This window comes from Amycolatopsis sp. NPDC039088, assembly GCF_055598845.1.
On the sequence record NZ_JBVKAE010000039.1, the window covers coordinates 50,916 to 72,968 of the forward strand.

24 protein-coding genes are annotated in these 22,053 nt (G+C 67.8%); 12 read left to right on the forward strand and 12 right to left on the reverse strand.

All coding sequences use genetic code 11. From position 1 onward, the window contains the following. Window positions 1-57 precede the first annotated feature (57 nt). Entirely contained in the window at window positions 58-909 is an 852-nt protein-coding gene (locus tag ACZ7KI_RS35780) for a maleylpyruvate isomerase family mycothiol-dependent enzyme (RefSeq protein ID WP_470277442.1), read from the forward strand. Here the strand turns inward: ACZ7KI_RS35780 and ACZ7KI_RS35785 are convergent. Beyond that, window positions 890-1,300, reverse strand: coding sequence for a pyridoxamine 5'-phosphate oxidase family protein (locus ACZ7KI_RS35785; protein ID WP_470277443.1), 411 nt, complete (start codon window positions 1,298-1,300; stop codon window positions 890-892). The genes ACZ7KI_RS35780 and ACZ7KI_RS35785 overlap by 20 nt on opposite strands. Before the next feature lie 82 nt (window positions 1,301-1,382). Here ACZ7KI_RS35785 and ACZ7KI_RS35790 point away from each other — a divergent pair, with 82 nt between their 5' ends. Beyond that, the gene (locus tag ACZ7KI_RS35790) at window positions 1,383-2,309 is read left to right on the forward strand and encodes an AraC family transcriptional regulator (protein WP_470277444.1); all 927 of its coding nucleotides are present in this window, start codon (window positions 1,383-1,385) and stop codon (window positions 2,307-2,309) included. A 6-nt stretch (window positions 2,310-2,315) separates the two neighbouring features. Here the strand turns inward: ACZ7KI_RS35790 and ACZ7KI_RS35795 are convergent, their stop codons facing one another. The 4 genes from ACZ7KI_RS35795 to ACZ7KI_RS35810 are packed head-to-tail and all read right to left on the reverse strand — an operon-like array spanning window position 2,316 to window position 5,472. Continuing rightward, the gene (locus tag ACZ7KI_RS35795) at window positions 2,316-2,681 is read right to left on the reverse strand and encodes a LapA family protein (protein ID WP_470277445.1); all 366 of its coding nucleotides are present in this window, start codon (window positions 2,679-2,681) and stop codon (window positions 2,316-2,318) included. 38 nt (window positions 2,682-2,719) lie between these two features. Beyond that, window positions 2,720-3,868 carry a dipeptidase gene (locus ACZ7KI_RS35800; protein WP_470277446.1) on the reverse strand — a complete coding sequence of 383 codons (1,149 nt, stop codon included), beginning with the start codon at window positions 3,866-3,868 and terminating at the stop codon, window positions 2,720-2,722. A gap of 36 nt (window positions 3,869-3,904) precedes the next feature. Then, the gene (locus tag ACZ7KI_RS35805) at window positions 3,905-4,510 is read right to left on the reverse strand and encodes an alpha/beta hydrolase (protein WP_470277447.1); all 606 of its coding nucleotides are present in this window, start codon (window positions 4,508-4,510) and stop codon (window positions 3,905-3,907) included. After that, complete coding sequence (locus ACZ7KI_RS35810; RefSeq protein WP_470277448.1) at window positions 4,507-5,472, reverse strand: ring-cleaving dioxygenase; 966 nt, start codon at window positions 5,470-5,472, stop codon at window positions 4,507-4,509. Before ACZ7KI_RS35810 ends, ACZ7KI_RS35805 begins: the two co-directional genes overlap by 4 nt. 100 nt (window positions 5,473-5,572) lie before the next feature. On the opposite strand from ACZ7KI_RS35810, the gene ACZ7KI_RS35815 reads away from it, so the two are divergent. Continuing rightward, window positions 5,573-6,022 carry a MarR family winged helix-turn-helix transcriptional regulator gene (locus ACZ7KI_RS35815; RefSeq protein ID WP_470277449.1) on the forward strand — a complete coding sequence of 150 codons (450 nt, stop codon included), beginning with the start codon at window positions 5,573-5,575 and terminating at the stop codon, window positions 6,020-6,022. 52 nt (window positions 6,023-6,074) lie between these two features. Here the strand turns inward: ACZ7KI_RS35815 and ACZ7KI_RS35820 are convergent, their stop codons facing one another. From ACZ7KI_RS35820 to ACZ7KI_RS35835, 4 genes are read right to left on the reverse strand one after another with little or no spacing between them, the layout of a single operon-like run. Next, entirely contained in the window at window positions 6,075-7,673 is a 1,599-nt protein-coding gene (locus ACZ7KI_RS35820) for a benzoate-CoA ligase family protein (RefSeq protein ID WP_470277450.1), read from the reverse strand. An 18-nt stretch (window positions 7,674-7,691) separates the two neighbouring features. Continuing rightward, window positions 7,692-9,113 (reverse strand): benzoyl-CoA 2,3-epoxidase subunit BoxB, encoded by a 1,422-nt coding sequence (boxB, locus tag ACZ7KI_RS35825; protein WP_470277451.1) that lies wholly within the window; start codon window positions 9,111-9,113, stop codon window positions 7,692-7,694. A 5-nt stretch (window positions 9,114-9,118) separates the two neighbouring features. Continuing rightward, window positions 9,119-10,711 (reverse strand): 2,3-epoxybenzoyl-CoA dihydrolase, encoded by a 1,593-nt coding sequence (gene boxC, locus ACZ7KI_RS35830; RefSeq protein WP_470277452.1) that lies wholly within the window; start codon window positions 10,709-10,711, stop codon window positions 9,119-9,121. Between the two features lie 32 nt (window positions 10,712-10,743). Then, window positions 10,744-11,304, reverse strand: a complete 561-nt coding sequence (locus ACZ7KI_RS35835; RefSeq protein ID WP_470277453.1) for a TetR/AcrR family transcriptional regulator — start codon at window positions 11,302-11,304, stop codon at window positions 10,744-10,746. Between the two features lie 60 nt (window positions 11,305-11,364). On the opposite strand from ACZ7KI_RS35835, the gene ACZ7KI_RS35840 reads away from it, so the two are divergent. Further along, window positions 11,365-11,820, forward strand: coding sequence for a cupin domain-containing protein (locus ACZ7KI_RS35840; protein WP_470277454.1), 456 nt, complete (start codon window positions 11,365-11,367; stop codon window positions 11,818-11,820). Here the strand turns inward: ACZ7KI_RS35840 and ACZ7KI_RS35845 are convergent. Then, window positions 11,817-12,239, reverse strand: a complete 423-nt coding sequence (locus ACZ7KI_RS35845; protein ID WP_470277455.1) for a hypothetical protein — start codon at window positions 12,237-12,239, stop codon at window positions 11,817-11,819. The genes ACZ7KI_RS35840 and ACZ7KI_RS35845 overlap by 4 nt on opposite strands. A 269-nt stretch (window positions 12,240-12,508) precedes the next feature. Here ACZ7KI_RS35845 and ACZ7KI_RS35850 point away from each other — a divergent pair, with 269 nt between their 5' ends. The 3 genes from ACZ7KI_RS35850 to ACZ7KI_RS35860 are packed head-to-tail and all read left to right on the forward strand — an operon-like array spanning window position 12,509 to window position 15,566. Then, the gene (locus ACZ7KI_RS35850; protein WP_470277456.1) at window positions 12,509-14,410 is read left to right on the forward strand and encodes an ABC transporter ATP-binding protein; all 1,902 of its coding nucleotides are present in this window, start codon (window positions 12,509-12,511) and stop codon (window positions 14,408-14,410) included. 47 nt (window positions 14,411-14,457) lie between these two features. Then, window positions 14,458-14,649, forward strand: coding sequence for a hypothetical protein (locus ACZ7KI_RS35855; protein WP_470277457.1), 192 nt, complete (start codon window positions 14,458-14,460; stop codon window positions 14,647-14,649). 32 nt (window positions 14,650-14,681) lie between these two features. After that, the gene (locus ACZ7KI_RS35860) at window positions 14,682-15,566 is read left to right on the forward strand and encodes an alpha/beta fold hydrolase (RefSeq protein ID WP_470277458.1); all 885 of its coding nucleotides are present in this window, start codon (window positions 14,682-14,684) and stop codon (window positions 15,564-15,566) included. Here ACZ7KI_RS35860 and ACZ7KI_RS35865 read toward each other — a convergent pair. Both ACZ7KI_RS35865 and ACZ7KI_RS35870 read right to left on the reverse strand, forming a co-directional pair. Continuing rightward, window positions 15,547-16,308: a 2-keto-4-pentenoate hydratase gene (locus tag ACZ7KI_RS35865; RefSeq protein ID WP_470277459.1), complete on the reverse strand. Its 762-nt coding sequence runs from the start codon at window positions 16,306-16,308 to the stop codon at window positions 15,547-15,549. The genes ACZ7KI_RS35860 and ACZ7KI_RS35865 overlap by 20 nt on opposite strands. Next, window positions 16,305-17,102, reverse strand: coding sequence for a 2-keto-4-pentenoate hydratase (locus ACZ7KI_RS35870; protein ID WP_470277460.1), 798 nt, complete (start codon window positions 17,100-17,102; stop codon window positions 16,305-16,307). The genes ACZ7KI_RS35865 and ACZ7KI_RS35870 overlap by 4 nt, the downstream gene beginning before the upstream one ends. Before the next feature lie 130 nt (window positions 17,103-17,232). Between ACZ7KI_RS35870 and ACZ7KI_RS35875 the strand changes: the two genes are divergently transcribed. The 5 genes from ACZ7KI_RS35875 to ACZ7KI_RS35895 all read left to right on the forward strand — a co-directional run bounded on the left by ACZ7KI_RS35875 (window position 17,233) and on the right by ACZ7KI_RS35895 (window position 21,967). Continuing rightward, window positions 17,233-17,805 carry a hypothetical protein gene (locus ACZ7KI_RS35875; RefSeq protein WP_470277461.1) on the forward strand — a complete coding sequence of 191 codons (573 nt, stop codon included), beginning with the start codon at window positions 17,233-17,235 and terminating at the stop codon, window positions 17,803-17,805. 34 nt (window positions 17,806-17,839) lie between these two features. Continuing rightward, window positions 17,840-18,247: a CoA-binding protein gene (locus ACZ7KI_RS35880; protein ID WP_470277462.1), complete on the forward strand. Its 408-nt coding sequence runs from the start codon at window positions 17,840-17,842 to the stop codon at window positions 18,245-18,247. Between the two features lie 280 nt (window positions 18,248-18,527). Next, a complete protein-coding gene (locus tag ACZ7KI_RS35885) occupies window positions 18,528-19,310 on the forward strand; it encodes an IclR family transcriptional regulator (RefSeq protein ID WP_465502298.1) in 783 nt (260 codons plus the stop codon). A gap of 1 nt (window position 19,311) precedes the next feature. Next, complete coding sequence (locus ACZ7KI_RS35890; protein ID WP_470277463.1) at window positions 19,312-21,000, forward strand: L-lactate permease; 1,689 nt, start codon at window positions 19,312-19,314, stop codon at window positions 20,998-21,000. 94 nt (window positions 21,001-21,094) lie between these two features. Next, window positions 21,095-21,967 (forward strand): nuclease, encoded by an 873-nt coding sequence (locus ACZ7KI_RS35895; RefSeq protein ID WP_470277464.1) that lies wholly within the window; start codon window positions 21,095-21,097, stop codon window positions 21,965-21,967. The last annotated feature ends 86 nt before the right edge of the window (window positions 21,968-22,053 follow it).

The window sequence follows — 22,053 nt, forward strand, 5'->3', positions numbered from 1 at the left end:
TGATGCTACCTGCGAGTAGGCCGAATGGCCGAAATTGTGATCGACGAGGGTGTTTGGATGGTGTGTATGAGCTTTACGCGCTGGGGACCACCCATCGACGTCCTCCCGCTCTTCGCGCGGGAGGAACAGGCCCTGCTCGACGTGCTGACCGGACTCGACGCGCGGCAGTGGGCCGCGCCGACGGTCTGCACGGGCTGGACGGTGCACGATCTCGCCGCCCACATCCTCGGCGACAAGCTCGGCAGGCTCTCCCGCGACCGCGACGACTACCGGATGACGGCCCCGCGCGAGGACGAACGCTTCGGGGAGTTCATCGACCGGATCAACGACGAATGGGTGGTCGCCTGCCGTCGGCTCTCCCCCGAAGTGCTGTTCGCGATGCTGGTCGACAGCACCTCGCAGCTCGCCGAGATGTGGGGCCGCGCCGACCTCGACGCCCTCGGCGACCCGGTGAGCTGGGCCGGGGACGAACCGGCGCCGGTCTGGCTCGACGTCGCCCGCGAGTACACCGAGTTCTGGGTGCACCAGCAGCAGATCCGCGAGGCCGTGGGCGCGCGGACACTCGACGAGCGCGAGTTCCGCGGGCCGGTGGTCGACACCTTCATGCGAGCCCTGCCGCACACCCTGCGTGACGTCGAAGCTCGCACCGGCAGGCAGGTCGTCTACACCGTCACCGGCCAGGGCGGCGGGAAGTGGACAGCGCAGCGGACCGCCGACGGCTGGGAGATCGACCGCGTCGCGCCGACCTCACGTTCGCCGCTGGCCTCGGTGACGACGGACGCGAACACGTTCTGGCGACTGTGCACCCGGAACCCGGTGGACAAGGACCGGGTCACCGTCAAGGGTGACGAAAGCGTTTGCGACGTCGTGCTCGGGATGACGTCGATCATCACATCGAGTAGCGGCTGACCTTCTCCGGGTGGATGACGAGCCGGAGAAGATCCAATTCCTGGATCCCCTTGAGCTCGACGGCGTGGGCCGGGTCGTCGAGGTCCCAGTAGCGGGCGCCGAGGCGGGCAGCCAGTTCGTGCGCTCCCTCGGGCTCCACCGTGGTGCGGCCGGCGACCGAGACCCAGCGCTCGCGTTCACCGACCGGGGCGGCGACGACGATCGAGGCGCGAGGGTCACTGTCCAGCCGTCGCACCTTGGCCGAATCCCGGGGCGTGAACAGCTGGATCGTGCCTTCGTCGGTGGCCTCGAACCACACCGGCCGGGGCTGCGGCGGCACCGGCCCGTCGGCCACGGTCAGGAACCCGTGCAGGGGGCGGCGCAGGAATTCGAGGTCTTCAGCGGTCAGCATGAGCTCGATTCAACAGGGCGGACTTGGACGTGCCCATAGGTGAAGAGCCGGATCACCTGTGTATTCGTCTAATGTCGAGGATGTGGACGTCTTCAGTGACCTCATCCGCGGGGTGCGGGCGCACGGCTCGTTGTTCGGCAGTTCGACGCTGTCCGCGCCTTGGGCGCTGCATTTCGTGGACGGCGCGCCGCTGACCCTGTGCGCCGTGCTGACCGGGGCGGGCTGGATCGTGCCGGAGGGCTGTCCGCCCGAGCCGCTTCGCGCGGGCGAGTCGATCATCGTGCGCGGCCCCGCGACGTTCACCTTCGTCGACGAGGTCGGCACCCTGGCCGAGCCGATCGTATGCGGCGAGGACTGCGCGACACCCGAACAGGGCGGGACCCGGCACCGTCTCGGCTGGGCCGACGACCGCGACGGCGGTGAGACGACCTTGATCGTCGGCGCGTATCCAGTCCGCGGTGAGATCAGCCGTCCGTTGCTGGACGCGCTGCCCGTCGTGGTGCGCGTGGACGCCGGGGGCACGGGCGACCCCGTGCTCGATCACCTCGCGGCCGAGGTCGCCGTCGACGCGCCGGGGCAGCAGGTGGTCCTCGACCGGTTGCTGGACTGGATGCTGGTCTGCTCATTGCGCGAATGGTTCGACCGGCCCGGCGGCGAACCGCCGGCGTGGTGGGCCGCCCAGCGGGATCCGGTGGTCGGCGACGCGCTGCGCCTGCTGCACGCCGAACCGGCGGCGCCGTGGACGGTCGCCGCGCTGGCCGGGCGGACCGGGGTGTCGCGTTCGACGCTGGCCAAACGGTTCGCCGACCTGGTCGGCGAACCGCCGCTGACCTATCTCACCCGCTGGCGGATGACCCTCGCGGCGGATCTGCTGGCCGATCGGGAATCCACGACCATCTCCGACATCGCCCGCACCGTCGGTTACGCCGACCCGTTCGGTTTCAGCGCGGCGTTCAAACGGGTCCGTGGCGTCAATCCGAGCGAATTCCGGCGGGCCGCCGTTCGCTGAGGGGGCTCAGCGTTGCAGGTGGCGGGACTTCTTGGCCTGCTTGCGCAACTGCAGGATCCGGGCTCCGCCGACGAGCGCGACCAGCGCGCCGCCCGCGATCACGGAGAACAGCATCGCGACGGCCAGCGGCATGCTGCCGGACATGCCGAGGAAGTGCACAGTCGCGGTGTCCTGGTTCTGCAGGATGAACACGAGCAGGAAGACCAGCACGACCAGCGCCACGATGACGGCGATCCAGGTCCCGCTCACGCGCGTGCGTTTGAGCTTCGGGACGGCGTCGAACTTACCGCTGTGGCGTGCGCCGCCAGCGGTTTCGGGCGGCTTGACGGGCTCGACCGGAACCTCGGCGGCGCCTTCGTGCGGCTGCGTCATGCAGGACAGTGTCCGCCGAACTGGGGTTGATCGCGCTCTCAAGCGTCCAAACGGGTGACCTCGTCCGCCGCGCGGAGCACGCGCAAGGTGTTCTTCCCGGCCAGCTTCGCGCAATCCTCTTCGCTCCAGCCGCGCTCCAGCAGCGCGGCGAACAGCACCGGATACTTCGAAACGTCTTCGAGGCCTTCGGGCAGCGTCGCGACTCCGTCGTAGTCACCGCCGAGGCCGATGTGGTCGACACCGGCCACCTCACGAGCGTGCTCGATGTGCGCGACGACGTCGTCGATGCTCGCCTTCGGCTTCTCCGGTCCGCCGCGCTCCGCGGTGAACTTCGTGCGCTGGTCGAGATTCCGGTAGTCCTGGCCCGCGGCATCCATGTCCTGGCGCAGCTGATCGTCCCACTCGGCGACCTTCGGCGAGATGAAGCCCGGCACGAAGGTCACCATCGCGACGCCGTCCTTGGCGGCCAGGGTTTCCAGGACGTCGTCGGGGATGTTGCGAGGATGGTCGTTGACCGCGCGGCACGAGGAGTGGCTGAAGATCACCGGCGCGGAACTGACCGCCAGCGCGTCGCGCATCGTGCTCGGCGCGACGTGCGAAAGGTCGACCAGCATTCCGATCTTGTTCATCTCACGCACGACATCGCGGCCGAAGTCGGTGAGCCCGTTGTGCGTGGGCTCGTCCGTACCGGAGTCGGCCCAGGTGGTGTTGTAGTTGTGCGTCAGCGTCATGTAGCGGACGCCGAGGCGGCGCAGGATCCTCAGCACGCCAAGGGATTCGGCGATGCTGTGGCCGCCCTCGGCGCCCAGCAGCGAAGCGATCTTGCCGTCGCGGAACGCGGCTTCGGCCTCGTCCGCGGTGTCGACGAGCGCCAGGCGATCGGGGTAGCGCTCGACCATCTGGTGCACGATCTCGATTTGTTCGAGCACCGCCGTGACCGCGCTGTGCCCCTCGAACTGGCAAGGCACGTAGACGGACCAGAACTGCATCCCGAGCCTGCCTTCGGCGAGCTTCGGGAAGTCGGTGTGCAGATGTGGCTGGCGGACCGTGAGATCCGTACCCGCCACGGCCTCGACCGGATCCGGGCCGGTCGTGACCCGCAGCTCCCATGGCAGATCGTTGTGGCCGTCCGCGAGGAGCACCGATTCGAGCAGAGCCTGGGCACGGACGAGGTCGCCGTTAGTCATCGGACGATGGTACGTCCGTCTACTTTGCTCTCACCGTCACGGGTTGAGCCATCCCGCGGCCGCTACCAAACCGTTGTCTGTCACCTGATGTCCACCGGGATGGCGGTGCGCGACGACGGCCGCGGAACGCTCGCGCAAGGCACGGACGAGTGCTTCCGCCGACGCGAGCGGCGCCATCGGATCTTGTTCGCCATTCGAGAGGAACACCCGCGTTCCGGACAAATCGTGTTGTGGCGGCGAAGGAACGGGTGACATCGCCGCGAACAACGCGGCCTCACGGACGGCGTCCGGACGAAGCAACGTCACCGCGGCGGCGATGTTGGCACCATTGGAAAACCCGATGGCGACCAGCCGCCTGTCCTCGAGTCCGTACTCCGCACGCGAAGCGACCACGAAATCGGCCAGCTGGTTCGCGCGGAAGACGACGTCCTCGTGATCGAAGACGCCTTCCGCCAGGCGGCGGAACCACCGTGCCGCACCGTGTTCCGACACCGGCCCGGCCGGCGCGAGCAGCGCCGACCCCGGGCTCAACCGACGGGCGAGCGGCACCAGATCGTCCGGACCGCCGCCGGTGCCGTGCAGGAGCAGCAGCACCGGCTCGTCCGGTGAACCTTCGACGTACTTGTGGTCCAATCCGGTCATCGTGCTTCCGGGTTGTTCTCGCTCGGGAGGTCCAGCTTCGGCAGCATGGCCTCGATGTCCTCACGCTTGGGTTCCAGCCACGGCGGCAGTTTCAGCGCGCGGCCGAGTTCCAGCAGCGGTTCGTCGATCGCGAATCCGGGTTCGTCGGTCGCGACTTCGAGCAGGGTGCCACCCGGTTCGCGGAAGTAGATCGAGCGGAAGTACTGACGGTCCAAAATGGACGTCACGTTCACGCCGTCGTCGATCAGTTCGTCACGCCAGGCGGCCTGGGTCTTTTCGTCCGGGGCGCGCCACGCGACGTGGTGCACGGTGCCCGCCGCCACGAGCCCGCGCGGGGCGTCCGGCGTCACGAGGACGTCGACGAGCGCGCCGGGGCCGCCTTCACCGGCGGAGAACCGCAGCCGGTTGCTCTCCTGGTGTTCGAAGGCCAGGCCGAGACCGTCGGTGAGCATGCCCGCCGTCGCGTCCTCTTTGGACACCGACAGCGTGACGGAATGCAGGCCGCGGATGGCGTGTTCGGCGGGGACGAGTTTCGTGTCCCACGGATCGCGCGGGTCGCCCTGCGGATGCGCGACAAGCGCGAGCTTCAGGCCGTCCGGATCGAGGAAGGTGAGTGTCTCTTCTCCGTCGGAATTGCGGATCTGACTCGTCTCGGTGCCGCTTTCGGCGAGGTGCGCCTTCCACCAGCCGAGGGAGGCTTCCGGAACGGAGAATGACGTCGTGGTCGCCTGCCCGGTGCCGTGACGGCCCTTCGGCGCGTCCTTCCACGGGAAGAACGTCATCAGGGAGCCGGGCTTGCCGGACTGATCGCCGTAGTAGAGGTGGTACGTGCCGGGGTCGTCGAAGTTCACGGTGGTCTTCACCAGCCGCAGGCCGAGGGCCCTGGTGTAGAAGTCCGCGTTGCGCTGGGGGTCGCCACCGATGGCGGTGACGTGGTGCAGGCCGGAAGTCTTGATCGACATGGTGCCCCTCCTCTGGGAGCCGGTGCAAGCAAGCTAACCCCGACAACCTCTCGCGCGCAAGATATATTCCTGAAAGAGTTCTCGGTGTAGGCTCGCGCCCGTGACAGCGGATCCGAGCGACGACGAAGTGGTCACGTGGTGGGGCCTGGTGATCGAGGGCTACCTGGCCACGCAGAACAGGCTCATGGGCGAGATCGCCGACCGGTTCGGCCTGGCGCCGGCGTCGTTCGACATCCTGCTGCGGCTCGTGCGTTCGCCGGAGCACCGGATGCCGATGACCCGGCTGGCCGTCGAGGCGGCGCTGTCCAGCGGCGGCTTCACCAAGGTCGCGGACAGGCTGGTCGCCGCGGACCTGATCTGCCGGGTGCCCAGTCCGGACGACCGGCGCGTCACCTTCGCCGCACTCACCGAGCACGGACTCGACGTCGCCCAGCAGGCGCGCGAGGCCTGCGCGGAGATCCTGCGGCGCATCGTTTTGACTCCGCTGGGTGACGACGCGCCCGCGCTGGCCGAGGCCATGCGCACCCTCCGCACCGTCAACGGCTCGTGACCTGCCGCGTTTAGTCCTCTAAATGCGCTGGTCGCCCGGGCACATACCGCATTTAGAGGACTAAATGCGGCGGGGCGGGGTCCCGGACCTCGTACATGTCCCGCACGAGGTCCCGGATGACGTTGCGCCGGATCTTCCCGGTCGCCGTCTTGGGCAGTTCGCCCAGCTCGACGACGCCCCGAGGGCGTTTGAACGACGCCAGTCCCGCCCGGCAGAAGTCGATCAGCTCGTCCGCGTCCAGCCGATGGCCGGGCACGCCGACCACGCAAGCGACCGGTTTCTCGATGCCGTCGGCGTCGAACGCGGCCACGACGGCGGCCTCGGCCACCGCCGGATGTTGCAGCAGCCGCTCCTCGACCTCGGCGGGCGACACCCAGATCCCGCCGGGTTTCAACATGTCGTTGAACCGGCCGAGGCAGGTGTAGGTCCCGTCGGCGTTGCGCACGAAACTGTCGCCCGTACGCAGCCATTCGCCCTGAAACACCCGCTTCGTCGTCTCGTACCGCGCCCAGTATCCGGTCGCGATCGACGGTCCGGCGACGAACAGCTCACCGGGCTGCCCGTCCGGTACGGGCACGCCATGCTCGTCACGCAGGGCGACTTCGTAGCCGGGGACCGGCACCCCCGTGGTGCCCGGCCGGACTTGGCGCGGCCGGTTGGACAGGAAGATGTGCAGTGCCTCCGTCGACCCGATCCCGTCGATGATCTCGACGCCGAACCGGTCGCGGAACCGCTCGTACAGCACGGCCGGTAGCGGTTCCCCCGCCGAAACGGCTTGGCGTACGGACGCGAACGTGTCGTCCGGGATGTCGCTGGCGAGCAGTGCCGCGTAGAACGTCGGGACGGCGAAGAGCAGCGTCGGCCGCTCCGCGCGTGCCCTGGCGCCGATCAGTCCCGGGGTCGGGCGGGCCGGTTCGAGCAGCGTCGTCCCGCCGGCCGCGAGCGGGAAGAACGCCGAATTCCCCAAGCCGTAAGCGAAAAACAGCTTCGGAACGGAAAGGAACCGGTCGTTCGGGCCGACGTCCAGCACGCCCCGCGCGTACGTCTCGCAGACCGCGCGGATGCCCGCGTGCCGGTGCATCGCCCCCTTAGGCTTACCCGTCGTCCCCGAGGTGTACAGCCAGAGCGCGGGCGAGTCCTCCCAGGTCGGCGCCGGTTCGAAACCGTGAGCATCCACTGTGGACAGATCGCTCCAGTCGTGCACGCGGACCCCGGACGGCAGTTCGGCCGCCTTCGCCCTGTCCAGCACGACGTCGGTGACCTCGGGCGCCAGTCCCAGCGCGATCGTCGCCTGCGCGGCGAACTCGCCGGAAACACACAGGACCCTGGCCCGCGAGTCGGCGAGCAGCTTGCCGAGGTCCAGCCCGGTGACCATGGTGGACACCGGCACCGCGACCGCCCCGGCCAGCATCGCGCCGAGGATCCCGGTGAGCAGTTCGACGTCGTCGACCATGCAGAACAGGACCCGCTCTTCCGGGCGGACGCCGATCGCGCGCAGCCCGGCGGCGACCCGGCGGGTTTCGGCCACGAGTTCGGCGTAGGTGAGGCTCCGCCTCGGCGAGACGACCGCGGGCTTGGCGCCGCGGCCCTCCGCCAGATGCGCCTCGAGCAGGTAGCTCGCCGCGTTGAACCCGGTAGCTGCAGCGGTCACGGCGCACCTTCTATCGGCTCAGCTCAGGTAAACGTATTCGTAGTCGAACGGTTTCCCATTGATGCCCTGGCGTGGCGGCGCCACCCAGCTCGCGATCTTTCCTCGCTCGTACACCGGGTGCATCAGCGATCGGACGAAGGTCAGGTCTTCCGGGGTGGGCAGCCACTTGCGTTTGCCGGCCAACCAGGTCCGCTCGTCGACAACCGTGCCGTCGGGCGTCACATGGTGGCCGGAGTTTATGCCGACTTCGCGATTGAATCCAGGGTGCGGGAGGACGAATCGGAAGTCGATACCGGCCTCGTCCAGGATCTTGTTCCAGCGGTTGACCCCGGTCTGGCAGTCGGCGCGGTACTCGTCCCGCAGGTCGAGGTTCAGCAGCAGGATGGCCGGGTGCTCCTCGCTCTCCCAGGTGCCGTCGGCCCGGGGGCGGGACAACGACCCGGCGGCGTCGGTGAGCCGGTGGTCGTCCTTGCGGCGGGCCTCCTGCCAGCGGCCTTTCAGCCCGGCGGTGTAGTAGTTCGCCGCGTTGGTCGAGGTCTCGCCGCCGAACAGGTCGAGTGAGACGGTGTAGTGGAAGTTCAGGTACCGCTGGATGAGATCGAGCGGGATCCCGCCGTGCCCGGCGATGTCGAAGGTGTCGTGCTCGCGGATCAGCTCGGCACTGCGGGTGACCACGCGGTCGACGCCGGTGGTGCCGACGAACATGTGGTGCGCCTCTTCCTTGAGCATGAATTCACAAGTGCGGGAAAGCGGGTCGAAGCCGCTTTCCTTGAGCGTGCCGAGCTGATATTTGCCATCGCGATCGGTGAAATAGGTGAACATGTAGAAGGCGAGCCAATCCGCGGTCTCTTCGTTGAAGGCGCCGAGGATGCGCGGAGCGTCCGGACTTCCGGAATTCCGGAGCAGCAAGGCTTCCGCTTCTTCACGGCCTTCGCGGCCGAAGTAGGCGTGCAGCAGATACACCATCGCCCACAGATGGCGGCCTTCTTCGACGTTGACTTGGAAGAGGTTCCGCAGGTCGTAAAGGCTCGGCGCGGTCAGCCCCAGCAGTTTCTGCTGCTCGACCGACGCGGGTTCGGTGTCGCCCTGGATGACGATGAGCCGCTGCAGATCGGCGCGATACTCGCCGGGAACCTGCTGCCAGACCGGTTCGCCTTGATGCTCGCCGAACGTGATGACGCGGTCCGGGTCACGCTCCGCGAGGAAGATCCCCCACCGGTAGTCCGGCACGTTGACGTGGTCGAAATGCGCCCAGCCGTCCCGGCCGACGCTGACCGCCGTGCGCAGGTAGACACCTTGGGTCCGCAGTGTGGGGCCCATTTCGCCCCACCAGTCCAGGAACTTCGGCTGCCAGCCCTCCAGCGCCCGCTGGAGCCGCCGGTCCCCGGAGAGATCGACGTTGTTGGGAATCTTGGCGTCGTAATCGATCTTGGTGGGCATGGGTCTCAAACCCGCTTCCTGTCGAAGACGGCCTTCTGACCAGTACCGTAGCGACGCAAAGCGCCTTCCGGCCCGGATGCGTTCGGACGAGTGAAGATCCAGTTCTGCCAAGCGGCCAAGCGGCCGAAGATCTTGCTTTCCATCGTCTCGGGTCCGACGAACCGGTGGTTCGCCTCCATTCCGGTCAGCGCGTCGGGGCTCAGCGAAGCCCTACCTTCCAGCGCGATCCGGATCTCGTCCGTCCAATCGAGGTCGTCCGGCGCGTCGGTGACCAGACCGAGTTCGTTCGCCTCCACCGGACTCAGCGGTTTGCCGCGCTCTTCCGCAAGTCTCGTGACGTGATCCGGATCGCCGAAGAACCGGGATTCGAGCCGGGTCAAGCCGTTGCCCATCGGCAAACGGCCGAAGTTGGCTTCGGACAACGTGATCGACGCACGTTCTTCACTGTCTTCGTCATCGATCGGCGGACCGTCCAAGATGTACTGACGGTCCGCGGCGAGCGCGAGTTCCAGCAGGAGCCCGGCGAAGCAGCTACCAGGTTCGATGAGCGCGATCAGGCTGCGGCTGGTGACGTCGAGTCGTTTGAGCGTCCGCTTCCAGTAGTGGACGATTTCGTTGCTCAGAACGTCTTTCGCGTCGAACACGGCACGTTCGTGCTCCAGGACCTTCGCCGGATCGCCTTCGGTGCGGAGCACCCAGGTGCCGAGTTCGGGTTCGTTGGTGCGCAGGCGAAGGATCGCGTCGTCCAGTTCGCGGGTGACGTCCAGCAGCCAGCCGTCGTCGCCTTCGGGCCCCTTGACGGTGATCGTCGCTTCGGTCGCGCTCAGTGAGAGGTCGACGTAACGATGCGTGAGAGGTGCCAGCTCGACACCTTCGCCGTCGAGCCGATCACTCGTCCGCGCGAGTTCCTTCGCCTTGGCCAGTACGGCTTCGCGAAAACCTTGCCGCGGCACGAGTTCGTCGACGAGCCGCCAGTCGACGGCGGCCCGGCCCTTCATACCGTCCGGACGCGTGGCGAAGACGTCGGCGAGATCCCGCCGCACACCGCGTTTGTCGACCAGCCTGGTGAGCCCGCCGGTACCGGGGAGGACGCCGAGAAGCGGGACCTCCGGCAGCGCGACGGTCGAAGAGTTGTCGTCGACCAGCAGGATCTTCTCGCAGGCGAGCGCGATTTCGTAGCCACCGCCGGCGCAGGTGCCGTTGACCGCGGCGACGTAGAGCTGGCCGGAGTTCGCCGACGCGTCCTCCATGGCGTTGCGGGTCTCGTTGGTGAACTTGCAGAAGTTCACCTTCCACTCGTGCGACGACGAGGCCAGCATGCGGATGTTCGCGCCGGCGCAGAAGACGTTGTCCTTCGCACTGGTCACGATGACCACGCGGACTTCGGGATGTTCGAACCGCAGACGCTGCGTCGCGTCGTACAACTCGATGTCGACGCCGAGGTCGTACGAGTTGAGCTTGAGCTCGTAACCCGGTACGAGACCCCCATCGGCGTCGACATCGAGTTCGAGCCACGCGACGTCGCCGTCGATGTCCAGATTCCAATGCCGGTAGCCGCTGGGATGACGTTCGAACGTCACCGATGTGGTCCGCGTCACCTCATCGATTGTCTACATCTCGATATTGAACGTCAATGTTGTGTAGAAAGTTGGTCACGGAGAGCAGGAAGGACCAGGTCGAGGAACCGGCGCCAGTCGGAACCCGTGCGGATGACGGACGAAAGGGCGCCGACCAGCAGATAGACGTCGGCAACAGTGCAGTCCGGCCGGACGAGACCCGCCGCCCGATCGTGGGCGATGACCTCCGCGACCACGCTCTCGAGTCTCCCGCGAGCGGTGCCGCGGGGCTCACTCCCCGGCCGCCCTCGGGCCGAGTCGATGGCGGCGGTGAGACCCCGATCGCCGGCCAGCAGCTCGCCGACATACCGAAAGTAGCGCTCCAGCCCGGAATCCTCGCCGAAGCAGTGCGTCCGCGCGTAGTCCTCGATCTCCGCGAACCGCTGCTCCGCGGCCGCCTCGACCAGTGCCTGGCGGTCCGGGAAATGGCGGTACACGGTCCCCACCCCGACTCCGGCCGCGCGGGCGATCTCCGGCATCTGCACGTCGTCGCCGCGTTCGGCGAACAGCGCACGCGCCGCCTCCATCACCCGCACTCGATTGCGCTCCGCGTCCGCACGCGGCTTGGTTGACAAGCTGGCCCCCTCGCGATTAAGTGGAAACGGAGTCCGTTTCCGAATGAGGGGAAGTCTAGCATGTCGAAGGACCGTTTCCTGCTGCTCAAACCCGGCGATACGCGACCCGGCCGCGTGCCGCTGCCGAGGGCGTTCAGCGTCAAGGCGATGACCGAGGACACCGAGACGAGGTTCTCGCTTCTCGAGGTCACCCTCGCCCTGGACATCCCGCGGCACGTGCACCACGAGGCCGACGAGTGCGTCTACGTCCTCGAAGGCGAACTCGGGATCGATTTCGACGACGAGAGCCATGTCGCCACCAAAGGCACGTTCGTCCTGCTGCCGCGCGGCGTGCCGCACGCGCTGCGCCGGGTCTCCGAACCGCCCCGGGTCCTCCAGATCTCCTCCCCCGGCGGCTGGGAGCACTACCTGGAGGACCTGTTCGAGGCGGGACCGGCCGTCTTCACCGAGGGCGCGATCGATCCGGAGAAGATCAACAAGATCGCGGCGCCCCACCACATCACTTACGGCGGCTAGGCGGCGCGCACGGGCACGCGGTTGAGCTTCGTCGCCGCCCAGGTCGCGAAGGCCCACAACAGGAGTGCGGACGCCGTGTCGGTGTAGATCGTGGCGAACCAGAAGGCCGGGATCCGCGGCACGGCGACCAGGAAATGGCCGAGACTGGCCAGCCCGGACAGCGAATAGACCATCAGGAACGCGAGCGCCCGCCAGTAGCGTCCGCGCAGGTAATCGCGGTAGCCGAGCACGCCGAACGCGGTGAAGAGGAAGTACGCGAAGACGACCAACGTGGCCGCGACGCCGACCGGAATCCCTTCGACCTGCGGATAGTCCGCCGCCCGGAGCACGTTGTGCGCGTAGTGCAGCGTGGTGGACAGCAGCGTGAAGGCGAGGATCAGCCGTAACGCGGTGAGTCCCCGGTCTTGAAGAGTTTCCATGTTCGCCCCCTTGCGACTTGATAGATCGCTCTAGCGAGAGAGTAGCGCAGGGTGATGGGGAGCTGAAGAGGACTTTCGTCCTGCGGACGGCAGGAGGGGTGCCCACCGACCGTGTGGGTTTTGGCGGGATGACCCGAAATCCACCCGGTCAACTGAGGGAGCAAGGGACCTTTGCTACCACCCGGCGCCGGCCTCGCCGCCGAACCCACACAGTCACCCCACCCCTTCAGCTCTCAAAAATGTCGGTGGGTGCGCGTAGAGAAGGAGGAGTGCCCGAAGCGACCGTGCCCCTGATCGGGGTCGAGAACTTCAAGATGCCCGAATGGGCCACGGTCGACGAGACCGTGGCCTCGGCGGGGATGGTCAAGGCCATCCGCACGGTCCCGTCCGCCGTGGCCATCGTGCTGCGGCTGGCCTGGCGGACGTCGCCGCGGCTGACCCTGCTCGCCGGCGTCGTCCACCTTCTTTCCGGCTGTGTCACGGCGTTCGGCCTGCTGGCCACGGCGAACGTGTTCATCGCGCTGCTGGAGAACGGGCCGACGCCGGACAGGGTGCTGCAGTCGCTGCCCGCGCTGCTGGTCGTCGTCGGCACGTACGCCTTGCGCGCCCTGCTCGACACGGCGGTGGCCGCGGTCGAGGGCGCGCTCCGGCCGCGGGTCGTGACTTCGGCGGGCGACGAGGTCACCGCCGCGATGGTCCGCGTCCGGCTGCTGGCCTTCGAGGACGCCGATTTCCGGGAGCTGGCGAGGCAGGGCGCACGGTACGGGGTCCGGTCGATCGAGATGAGCCTGCGCTGGCTCGCGGATCTGACGTCGGCGCTGATCTCGCTGGTCGCCGCGCTGGTGGCGGCGGGTCTGCTCAACCCGTGGCTCGCGCCGGTGCTGCTGCTCGCGGCGGTGGCCGACGGGTGGGCGGCGGCGAAGGTCGCGAAGCTGAACTACCGGCATTATCTCGACACCGTCGGCCGCAACATCCGGAAAGGGATCGTCGAGGAGGTGGCGACGTGGCGCGAGTTCGCCCTCGAACGGCATGCCCTCACCCTCCAGGAGCCGTTGCTCGGGGAGTACCGGCGGATCACCGACAGCCTGATGCGCGAAGAGGTCCGGCTCGCGCATCGCAGCAACATGGTCCGCCTGACCGGGCGCGCGGCGGCCGGGGTGGGCACCGCGATCGCGTATCTGGTGCTCGGTCTCCTGCTCTACACCGGGCAGATGGAGCTCGCCCTCGCCGGCACGGCCGCGCTCGCCATGCGGACGGCGTCGAATTCGCTGTCCATCACGATGCACGCGGTGAACTCCCTGTACGAGGAGTCGTTCTACATCGCCTTCTTCAACCGGCTGCTGGTGGAATCCGGGAAACGCGGTCCGGTGAAGACCGGGGTGGCCGCTCCGCCGGATCCGGCGGAGATCCGGCTGGAGAACGTCGGTTTCACCTATCCCGGCCAGCGAAAACCCGCGCTACGCGAGGTTTCGCTGACCATCCGGCGCGGCGAGGTGATCGCGCTGGTCGGGGAGAACGGTTCGGGCAAGACCACCCTGGGCAAGCTCCTCACCGGGCTCTATCCGCCTTCGGAGGGAAAGGTGTATTGGGACGACGTCGACATCGCCGGTGCCGATCACGAGTCGGTGCACGCCAACATCGCCGTCATCGCCCAGGATCCCGCCGAATGGCCGATGACGGCGGAGCACAACGTGACCGTCGGCAGGCTCGGCCGCGAAGACCCGGAACGCGCCGCTTGGCATGACGCGATCACCTCCTCCGGCGCCGACGAAGTGATCGATTCCTTGCCCGCCAAGGAGAAAACGGTGCTGTCCAAGAAGTTCAACGACGGGCAGGATCTGTCGGGCGGGCAATGGCAGCGGATGGGCATCGCCCGCGGGATCTACCGGGACGCCGCCGTCCTGATCGCCGACGAGCCGACGGCCGCCCTCGACGCGAAGGCCGAGGCCCGGGTCTTCGCGGGGCTGAGGCACGCGAGCGTTTCCGGGGCGGGCAGGCGCACGACGATCCTGGTGACCCATCGGCTGGCCAACATCCGCTCCGCGGACCGGATCCTGGTCCTGGAGAAAGGACGGCTGATCGAGCAGGGCACGCACGCCGAACTCATCGAGGAAGGAGGCCTCTACCACGAGCTTTACGAAATCCAGGCCCGTGCGTATCGCGGCGGCTGAGCGGGTAACCGGTGGACGGCAAGGACCCGATCCACCGGAGGGAAAGCATGTCCGACCAGGAAGACCGCGAAGCAGCGGACGGCCCCGGCCCCGCGGACGTCTCCGAAGAGGCCATCCAGCTCACGACGCCCGACGGCGGTGAACCGCGAGACACCGAATCGGACGAGGTCGCCGACTACGCGGGTACGCAGCGTTCCGCCGGGCCGGAGAGTGAGGCCGTCCACATCGAAGACGCGTAGCCGTTTCGGCCGTCACCGGTCACACTGTCGGAATGCCGGAGACGATCGCCGAGGTGAACGGCATCCAGTTGTGCTACGAGACGTTCGGTCCGCCGGACGGCAGGCCGTTGCTGATGATCATGGGCCTCGCCTCGCAGATGATCTGGTGGGACGACGAACTTTGCGAGAACCTCGCGGCCGAGGGGTTCTTCGTCGTCCGCTACGACAACCGGGACGCCGGGCGCTCCAGCAGGCTGTCGGGGCGGGTGAACCTGCCGCTGGCCTACACCCTGCGCGTCGCGCCGTACTCGCTGAAGGACCTGGCGGACGACGCCGCCGCGCTGCTGGACGAGCTCGGCCTCGAGAGCGCGCACGTCGTCGGCGCGTCGATGGGCGGGATGGTCGCGCAGACCCTGGCCATCGAGCATCCGGCGCGGGTGCGCTCGCTGACGTCGATCATGTCGACCACCGGCAACCGGTTCGTCGGACGGCCGAGTGCCAAGGCGATGACGATGCTGCTTTCGGCTCCGCCGCGTAATCGGGAGCAGTACGTCGACTACCTGCTGCGCACGTTCCGTGTCATCGGCTCGCCGGGTTATCCCTTCGACGAGGCCCGGCTGCGGGAGCGCGCGGAACGCTCCTTCGACCGTGGCGTGAATCCCGGCGGCACCGCACGTCAGCTGGCGGCGATCTTGTCGAGCCGGGATCGTTTCCGCGCGCTGCGGAAACTCCAGGTGCCGGCACTCGTCGTGCACGGTTCGAGGGATCCGCTCGTGCACGTTTCCGGTGGCAGGGCGACCGCTCGCGCGCTGCGGGAGTCCGAATTGGACATCGTCGCCGGGATGGGGCACGACCTTCCGCGCGCGATCTGGCCCCGGCTCGTACGCGGCCTGCTGCGGACGGCGGACCGGGCCGAGGTCAAGACCCGGCGAGCGTGATCGAACCCAGATGCGAGAAGTGCGCGGCCACCCGTGAACCCGGGCGCAGGTCGACGGCGTCCGTCATCCCGCCGGTGAGCACGATCCACCCCGGCTCCAGCGCGAGACCCCGGGCGCCGAGGGTGTTGGCCGCCAGCGCCAAGGCCTCCGCCGGATGGCCCTGCACGGCGGCGCCGGTGGCGGTGTCGACGATGGCACCGTCGACCTCCAAAAGTGCCGCCTCCAGCGAAAGATCCAGCGCGGACGGCTCGACGCCGACCGGGCCCAGCGTGAAATACGCGGAGAAGGCGTTGTCCGCCACGACGTCCGGCAGTTTGCCCCGATAGTCACGGTAGCGGCTGTCGACGATCTCGATGCCGCCGTGGACCCGGTCCACGGCGGCCATCGCGGTCGCCGCGGTCACGCCGGGGCCCGCGAGTCGTTTCCCCAGCACGAAAACCAGCTCGGGTTCCGCACGCGGGTGGATCAGCGACGGCACCGGTACACCGGCGGGCAGGACCATCGCGTCGGTCAGCCACGCGAGCAACGGCGAGTCGATTCCCATCCGCTGCTGCATCACGCGCGAGGTCAGGCCCAGCTTGACGCCGACCACGGTCTCGCCGCGAGCCCGCCGAAGCCGCAACGCCTCGTCCTGGATCGCATAAGCGGTATCGACGTCCAAAGCGGGCCACGAGTCTGTCAGCGGCTCGCGTTCTTCCCCGGACAGCAGCGCTTCCGCCGCCTCACGCACCCCAAGGCTCACGACCGTTCCTCCCCGGAGAACTTCGCGGTGACACTGCCGAGCCCCGCCATCGTCGCGACGACGGTGTCGCCGGGGCTCACCGGGATCGCACGCGTCATGGAACCCGGCAGCACGACGTGGCCCGGTTCCAGCGCGACACCGAGCGGTCCGACCGTGTTCGCGAGCCACACCAGCGCGTTCACCGGCGAACCGAGTACCGCGCCACCGGCACCGGTGGCCGCGATCCCGCCGTTCCGGTGCAGGACACAGCCCACCAGCCGCAGGTCGAGGTCGCCGATCGCGGTCGGCCTGCTGCCGAGGACGACCCCGCCGGAGGACGCGTTGTCCGCGATGGTGTCGACGATGCCGATCTTCCAGTCCTGGATGCGGGAATCCACGATTTCCAGTGCCGGCACGACGAAGTCGACCGCGCGCAGCGCGTCCGCCACCGTCACACCGGGGCCGCGCAACCGCGAGCCGAGCACGAACGCGATCTCCGGTTCGATCTTCGGCTGCAGGAAACCGCCGATCGGGATCGGCTGGTGTTCGAGGTGGAACATCGAGGCGGTCAGGTGGCCGTAGTCGGGCTGGTCGACGCCCATCTGCCGCTGCATGGCGGCGGAGGCGAGGCCGACCTTGTGCCCGCGCACGTCGTCACCCCGTTCGACCCAGTGCCGGACGAGCCGCTGCTGGATGCGGTACGCGTCTTCCAGCGTCGCCGTGGGATACGTCTCGATCAGGGGCGCGATCGGCTTGCCGGTCTCGTACGCGCTGAGCAGCGCGGCCGCGGCCTCCTGCAGCGTGCTGGCGTCCATGGGCTCCTTCCGACAGCCGAACTCTGCCTCCTCACCTTGGCCCGCACAAGACGCCCGTTCCACTGGCCGGTACGAGGAGATTAGGCCGAAAGTGTCTTGTGCGACCGCGATCTTCACCTAGCCTGCACCCATGTCCGATTGGTCGCTCTCACGGGCGAAGACCAGGATCGACCGCCGCGAGGAGCTCGACGAGCTGACCGCGCGCATCCGGTACGAGGTGCGCGTGCACCTCAACGGGCCCACGGCGCACAACGCCTACGACGAGCTGACCGACATCTTCGCCATCGGGCACGCGGAGTGTTCGGCACTGCTCAAGCACCGCCGTGTCCTCCCGCTGTGGGAACGGTTGCTGCTCACGCGCTACACCCGCCGCCTCTACGGCAAGGCGATCTCGGCGACGGTCGGTGACCTGCCCGCCGACGCCGGACCCGCGCCCTCGGCCGCGTTCGGACCGGAGATCGCTTCCCTCATCCCGGATTCCGGCGACACCGGCGCGAAGTACGACATGCAGGGCCGGGGGCTGGTCAACGCCTTCCGGATCGCCGCCGGACGGCACGGCGAGACCTGGCCGGATCGCCACGATGTCGCGACGACGTCCGCGCGCAACGTCCTGACCTGTTCCGCGGTCTTCCTGCGGCGACGCGTCTGGCACGTCGTCTGGCCCGTGTACCGGGTGCGCGGCCTGCGGCTCTGGAAACTCTAGGAATTCCCGCGCGGGCGAGATGGTTGAAGCCGGTATGACCGATCGCGCCACCGAGATCCTCGCCGGATCGAAGACGATCGCCGTGGTGGGGCTGAGCCGTGATCCGGCCAAGGCCTCGCACGGGGTCGCCGCCGTGCTGCAGGCACACGGGTTCCGGATCATCCCCGTTCATCCGTCGGCCGAGGAATTGCTCGGCGAGAAGGTCTACCGCTCGCTCACCGACATCCCGGAGCCGGTCGACCTCGTCGACGTCTTCCGCCCGTCGGCGGACACCCCGCCGATCGCCGAACAGGCCGTCGCGATCGGCGCGAAAGCACTCTGGCTGCAGCAGGGCATCGTCTCCGCCGAGGCACGCCGGATCGCCGAAGAAGGCGGCTTGGCCTACGTCGAAGATCGCTGCACGGCGGTCGTCCGCGCGGTCGCGAACCTGTCCGCACGTTAGAAACGAACTCCTGGCCGAACCCTCGCCGTATTTTCCCGGCGGGGGTTCTTTCATATCCGTGAACAGAAAAATGACCTCTGAAGTCATCCGCCGAATCGGAACCGCCGAAGGGATTGGGCCGAACCGGTGATCTTGACAGGAAGGCCACGAGCTGGGAAAACTTGTCCACGAGCCAGTTTGTTAAGAAACCTTCCCAACGGTGGACCGAGCTGTTAACGTCCGAATCCGCTTAGCGGAAACAGGTACCGGCCATCGGTACCCCGGTCCAACGGAGGGCGAAGTGGGTACACCACGCGGCCTGGATTCCAGCGGCACACTCGAGCGCGGACTCGCGGTACTCGAGCACGTCGGCAAGAACCAGGAAATTTCCACCAACGCGATCGCCAGGCAACTGGGTCTCTCCCGGAGCGCCGCCTACCGCATCGTCGGCACCCTCAAGAACCTCGAATACCTCGAAGCCGATCGCGCCACCGGCCGCGTGCGGCTCGGTACCCGGCTGGTCGAACTCGGCGCCCGCGCGATGGCGGCGACAGACCTCCACCGCTGCGCCCCGCGTTATCTCGCGTCGCTCGCCGAACGCAGCGGGGAGACGACCTATCTCGCCGTCCCGGACAACGACACGATGGTCTACGTCGCCACCGAACGCAGCGCCAACGCCGTCACCCTGGCCTGCCGTCTCGGCACCCGCCGTCCGCAGCACGCGACGTCGCTGGGCAAGGCGTGGCTGGCGGCACTGCCCGAACAGGACCGGCTCGAACGCATCCGCCGGATGAAACTCGACAGTCTCACCCTCAAGACGATCATCGATCCGGCCAGGCTGCTCGACGACCTCGCCAGGACGAGCCGTCGCGGCTGGGCCGTCGACGAGGTCGAGAACGAACCCGACGTCGGCTGCGTGGCCGCCGCCGTCCGCGACCACACCGGACGGCCGATCGCGGCGATCAGCATCGCGGGCCCGGCGGGCCGCGTGCTCCGCCGGACCGACGAACTCGGCGCGACCGTGGCGGGAACGGCCGCCGCGCTTTCCCTCCGCCTCGGTTACGTGCGGGCACAAAGGGGCTGACGTGGGCTGGCTCCAGGACTACCAGCCCGCCGGCGGGCTCTGGCTGTCCGCGGCGCTGGCGGCGTTGCCGATCATCGTGCTGCTGGTGACGCTGGGCGTCCTGCGCCGGTCCGCGCACCTTTCGGCGGCGTTGGCGCTGATCACCGCACTGCTGGTCGCGGTATCGCTGTACCGGATGCCCGCCGGGCTCGCCTTCGACGCCGCGGCCATGGGCTTGGTGTTCGGCGTGTGGTCGGTGGCCTGGATCGCGTTCCACGCCGTGTACTTCCACAACGTCACCGTGGCGACCGGACGGTTCGACGACATCAAGGCTGTCCTCGCCGGGTTCAGCGAGGATCGCCGCCTGCAGGCGTTGCTGATCGCGTTCGGGTTCGGCGCGCTGCTGGAGGGGATCGCGGGTGGCGGCTCGCCGATCGCGATCACCGCGGCGATGATGGCGGCGCTCGGTTTCCCGCCGGTCAAGGCGGTCGTGCTCGCGCTGCTGGCGAACACCGCGCCGGTCGCGTTCGGCGGCCTCGGCAATCCGCTCATCGTGCTGGGGAGGCTGACGGCGCCGATCCTCGGTATGAAACAAGAACAGGCGACGGAGCTGTTCTCGTCGATGGTCGGACGTCAGCTTCCCTTGCTGGCCTTGATCATCCCCGGTTTCCTGATCGTGGTCCTCGCGGGCTGGAAACGGATGGTGGAGGTCTGGCCCGCGGTGCTGACGGCGGGTCTGGCGTTCGCCGTCATGCAGTTCGTCACCTCGAACTTCATCAGCCCGAGCCTCGTCGACGTCGTCGCCGCGCTCGCCGCGATGGCCGCGCTGTGGATACTGACCCGGTTCTGGCAGCCGTCGACGGTTTGGCGTTTCGACGGCGAAGAACCGATCACGACCGGAGCGAACCTCGGCGCGGCGAAGGCCGGACGCGGCGCGCCGTACGCGTGGGCGCCGTACATCGTCCTGATCGTGGCGATCTTCCTTTCCCGCGTCGGCACGATCTTCAAGAACCTGCCCGGCTGGCTGGACCTGACCGCGTTGCTGCACAAGGCCGACTGGATGTTCGCGTGGCCGGGACTGCACAAGGAGGTCGTCCAGCACGCGCCGATCACGCCGAAGGACACTCCGTACGCGGCGACGTTGACCGTCGATTTCCTTTACTCGCCGGGAACCGTGGCCCTGATCGCGGCGATCGTGGCGGGTTTCGCGATGGGCGCGAAACCACGACTGCTGCTGGCCACCTACCGCCGGACGCTGCACCAGATGCGGTGCGCCTTGGCGACGATCTTCATGATCCTGGCGATCGCGTTCGTCATGAACTACTCGGGTGCGACGCAGACACTCGGGCTCGCGCTGGCGACCACCGGGGTGCTGTTCCCGTTGTTCTCCGCCTACATCGGCTGGCTCGGCGTCTTCCTCACCGGCTCGGACGCGTCGACGAACAGTCTCTTCGGACCGATGCAGGTGATTTCGGCGCAGCAGCTGCACGTCGACCCGATCCTCGCCGGTGCGACGAACACCTCCGGCGGCGTGATGGGCAAGATGATCTCGCCACAGAATCTGTCCATCGGTGCCACCGCGATCGGGCAGTCCGGGAAGGAAGGGGCGCTGCTGCGGCAGACGTTCCTGTGGTCGGTCGCGCTGACCTTCGTGGTCGGGATCATCGCCTTGCTGCAGGCGACCGTGCTGGAATTCATGATCCCGTCGTGAGTATGTCCACAATGGTCACCTGATCTTTACCCGTGACTGCTCTGGATGGATGAACGCATGGTTCGTTCACCGGAATGAGAACTACCGTTGTCCCATGCCCATGACGCTGATCAAAGGTACGTTCCAGCTTGTCGGAGCCTCACCGGACGGCGATTCGGTGCGCTTCTATCCCGAAGATCCCCAGGCGACCAAGAAGGCGGGCCTCAAGGTCCGGCTCAATTCGCGGGGCGGGATGCAGTTGCGGCTCGACGCGATCGACGCGCTCGAAACGCATTACCAGGCCAGGGGAACCGGCGGGATGTGGCATCAGCCCGCCGAATTCGCCGACGCCGCCTCGGCGAACCTGCTGAAGGCACTCGGGTTCAAAACGGTCGAACGCGATGAACGGGGAAGGGTCACTTCGGCGACCCCGATCAAGGTACCGGGTCACATACTGACGCGATTCGCGGACAAATACGGACGAGCGGTGGCGTTCGCCTTTCCCGGACAACGGCCGGGAAGGTCGGCCGACCTTTCCCGCGTCCATCTCGACGTCAAAACGCTGAAGAACTCCGCCAACTATCGGCAGGTCGCGGACGGCCTCGCCTACCCGACGTTCTATTCACTGCTCTACCCCGATCTCCGTGACGCCTTGGCCGCGGCCGCGGGCAAGGCACGCGAAGACGGGCTCGGGCTGTGGCCGCTGGACGTCACGAACTCCGGGTTCAAGCTCTCCTCCCGGCGGCAACTCGCCGACGAACTGGTGATCCTGCCGAAATTGTTCCGCAGGCTCGTCGACTACCTCGCGCTCGACGAGAGCGGCGGCGTCTCGCTGACCGGGTTCTCCGACTTCCTCGACTCCCGCAACGACCGGCTGTTCACCGTGCCGGACGGACACGCCACGGAATTCGAGACCCTGGTGAGCGTGAAGCGACAGACCGTGAACCTGACGGTCGAACCGGAGCGGATCGTCTTCATCGAGGCCTGAAAACCCGCCTGACACCTCCGGTGTGGGCAAAAAGACCGTACCTCCCTCCCCCTCCGGCGTGCTCATCTGAAAGGTGGGAGAGGGAG

Coding starts and splice junctions, on each gene's coding strand:
- ACZ7KI_RS35875 (WP_470277461.1), top strand. CDS start 17,233: ATGTCCGATTGGTCGCTCTCACGGGCGAAGACCAGGATCGACCGCCGC.
- ACZ7KI_RS35810 (WP_470277448.1), bottom strand. CDS start 5,472: ATGTCGATCAAGACTTCCGGCCTGCACCACGTCACCGCCATCGGTGGC.
- ACZ7KI_RS35805 (WP_470277447.1), bottom strand. CDS start 4,510: ATGACCGGATTGGACCACAAGTACGTCGAAGGTTCACCGGACGAGCCG.
- ACZ7KI_RS35795 (WP_470277445.1), bottom strand. CDS start 2,681: ATGACGCAGCCGCACGAAGGCGCCGCCGAGGTTCCGGTCGAGCCCGTC.
- ACZ7KI_RS35860 (WP_470277458.1), top strand. CDS start 14,682: ATGCCGGAGACGATCGCCGAGGTGAACGGCATCCAGTTGTGCTACGAG.
- ACZ7KI_RS35800 (WP_470277446.1), bottom strand. CDS start 3,868: ATGACTAACGGCGACCTCGTCCGTGCCCAGGCTCTGCTCGAATCGGTG.
- ACZ7KI_RS35855 (WP_470277457.1), top strand. CDS start 14,458: ATGTCCGACCAGGAAGACCGCGAAGCAGCGGACGGCCCCGGCCCCGCG.
- ACZ7KI_RS35780 (WP_470277442.1), top strand. CDS start 58: ATGGTGTGTATGAGCTTTACGCGCTGGGGACCACCCATCGACGTCCTC.
- ACZ7KI_RS35880 (WP_470277462.1), top strand. CDS start 17,840: ATGACCGATCGCGCCACCGAGATCCTCGCCGGATCGAAGACGATCGCC.
- boxB (WP_470277451.1), bottom strand. CDS start 9,113: ATGCCCACCAAGATCGATTACGACGCCAAGATTCCCAACAACGTCGAT.
- ACZ7KI_RS35785 (WP_470277443.1), bottom strand. CDS start 1,300: ATGCTGACCGCTGAAGACCTCGAATTCCTGCGCCGCCCCCTGCACGGG.
- ACZ7KI_RS35845 (WP_470277455.1), bottom strand. CDS start 12,239: ATGGAAACTCTTCAAGACCGGGGACTCACCGCGTTACGGCTGATCCTC.
- ACZ7KI_RS35840 (WP_470277454.1), top strand. CDS start 11,365: ATGTCGAAGGACCGTTTCCTGCTGCTCAAACCCGGCGATACGCGACCC.
- ACZ7KI_RS35895 (WP_470277464.1), top strand. CDS start 21,095: ATGCCCATGACGCTGATCAAAGGTACGTTCCAGCTTGTCGGAGCCTCA.
- ACZ7KI_RS35870 (WP_470277460.1), bottom strand. CDS start 17,102: ATGGACGCCAGCACGCTGCAGGAGGCCGCGGCCGCGCTGCTCAGCGCG.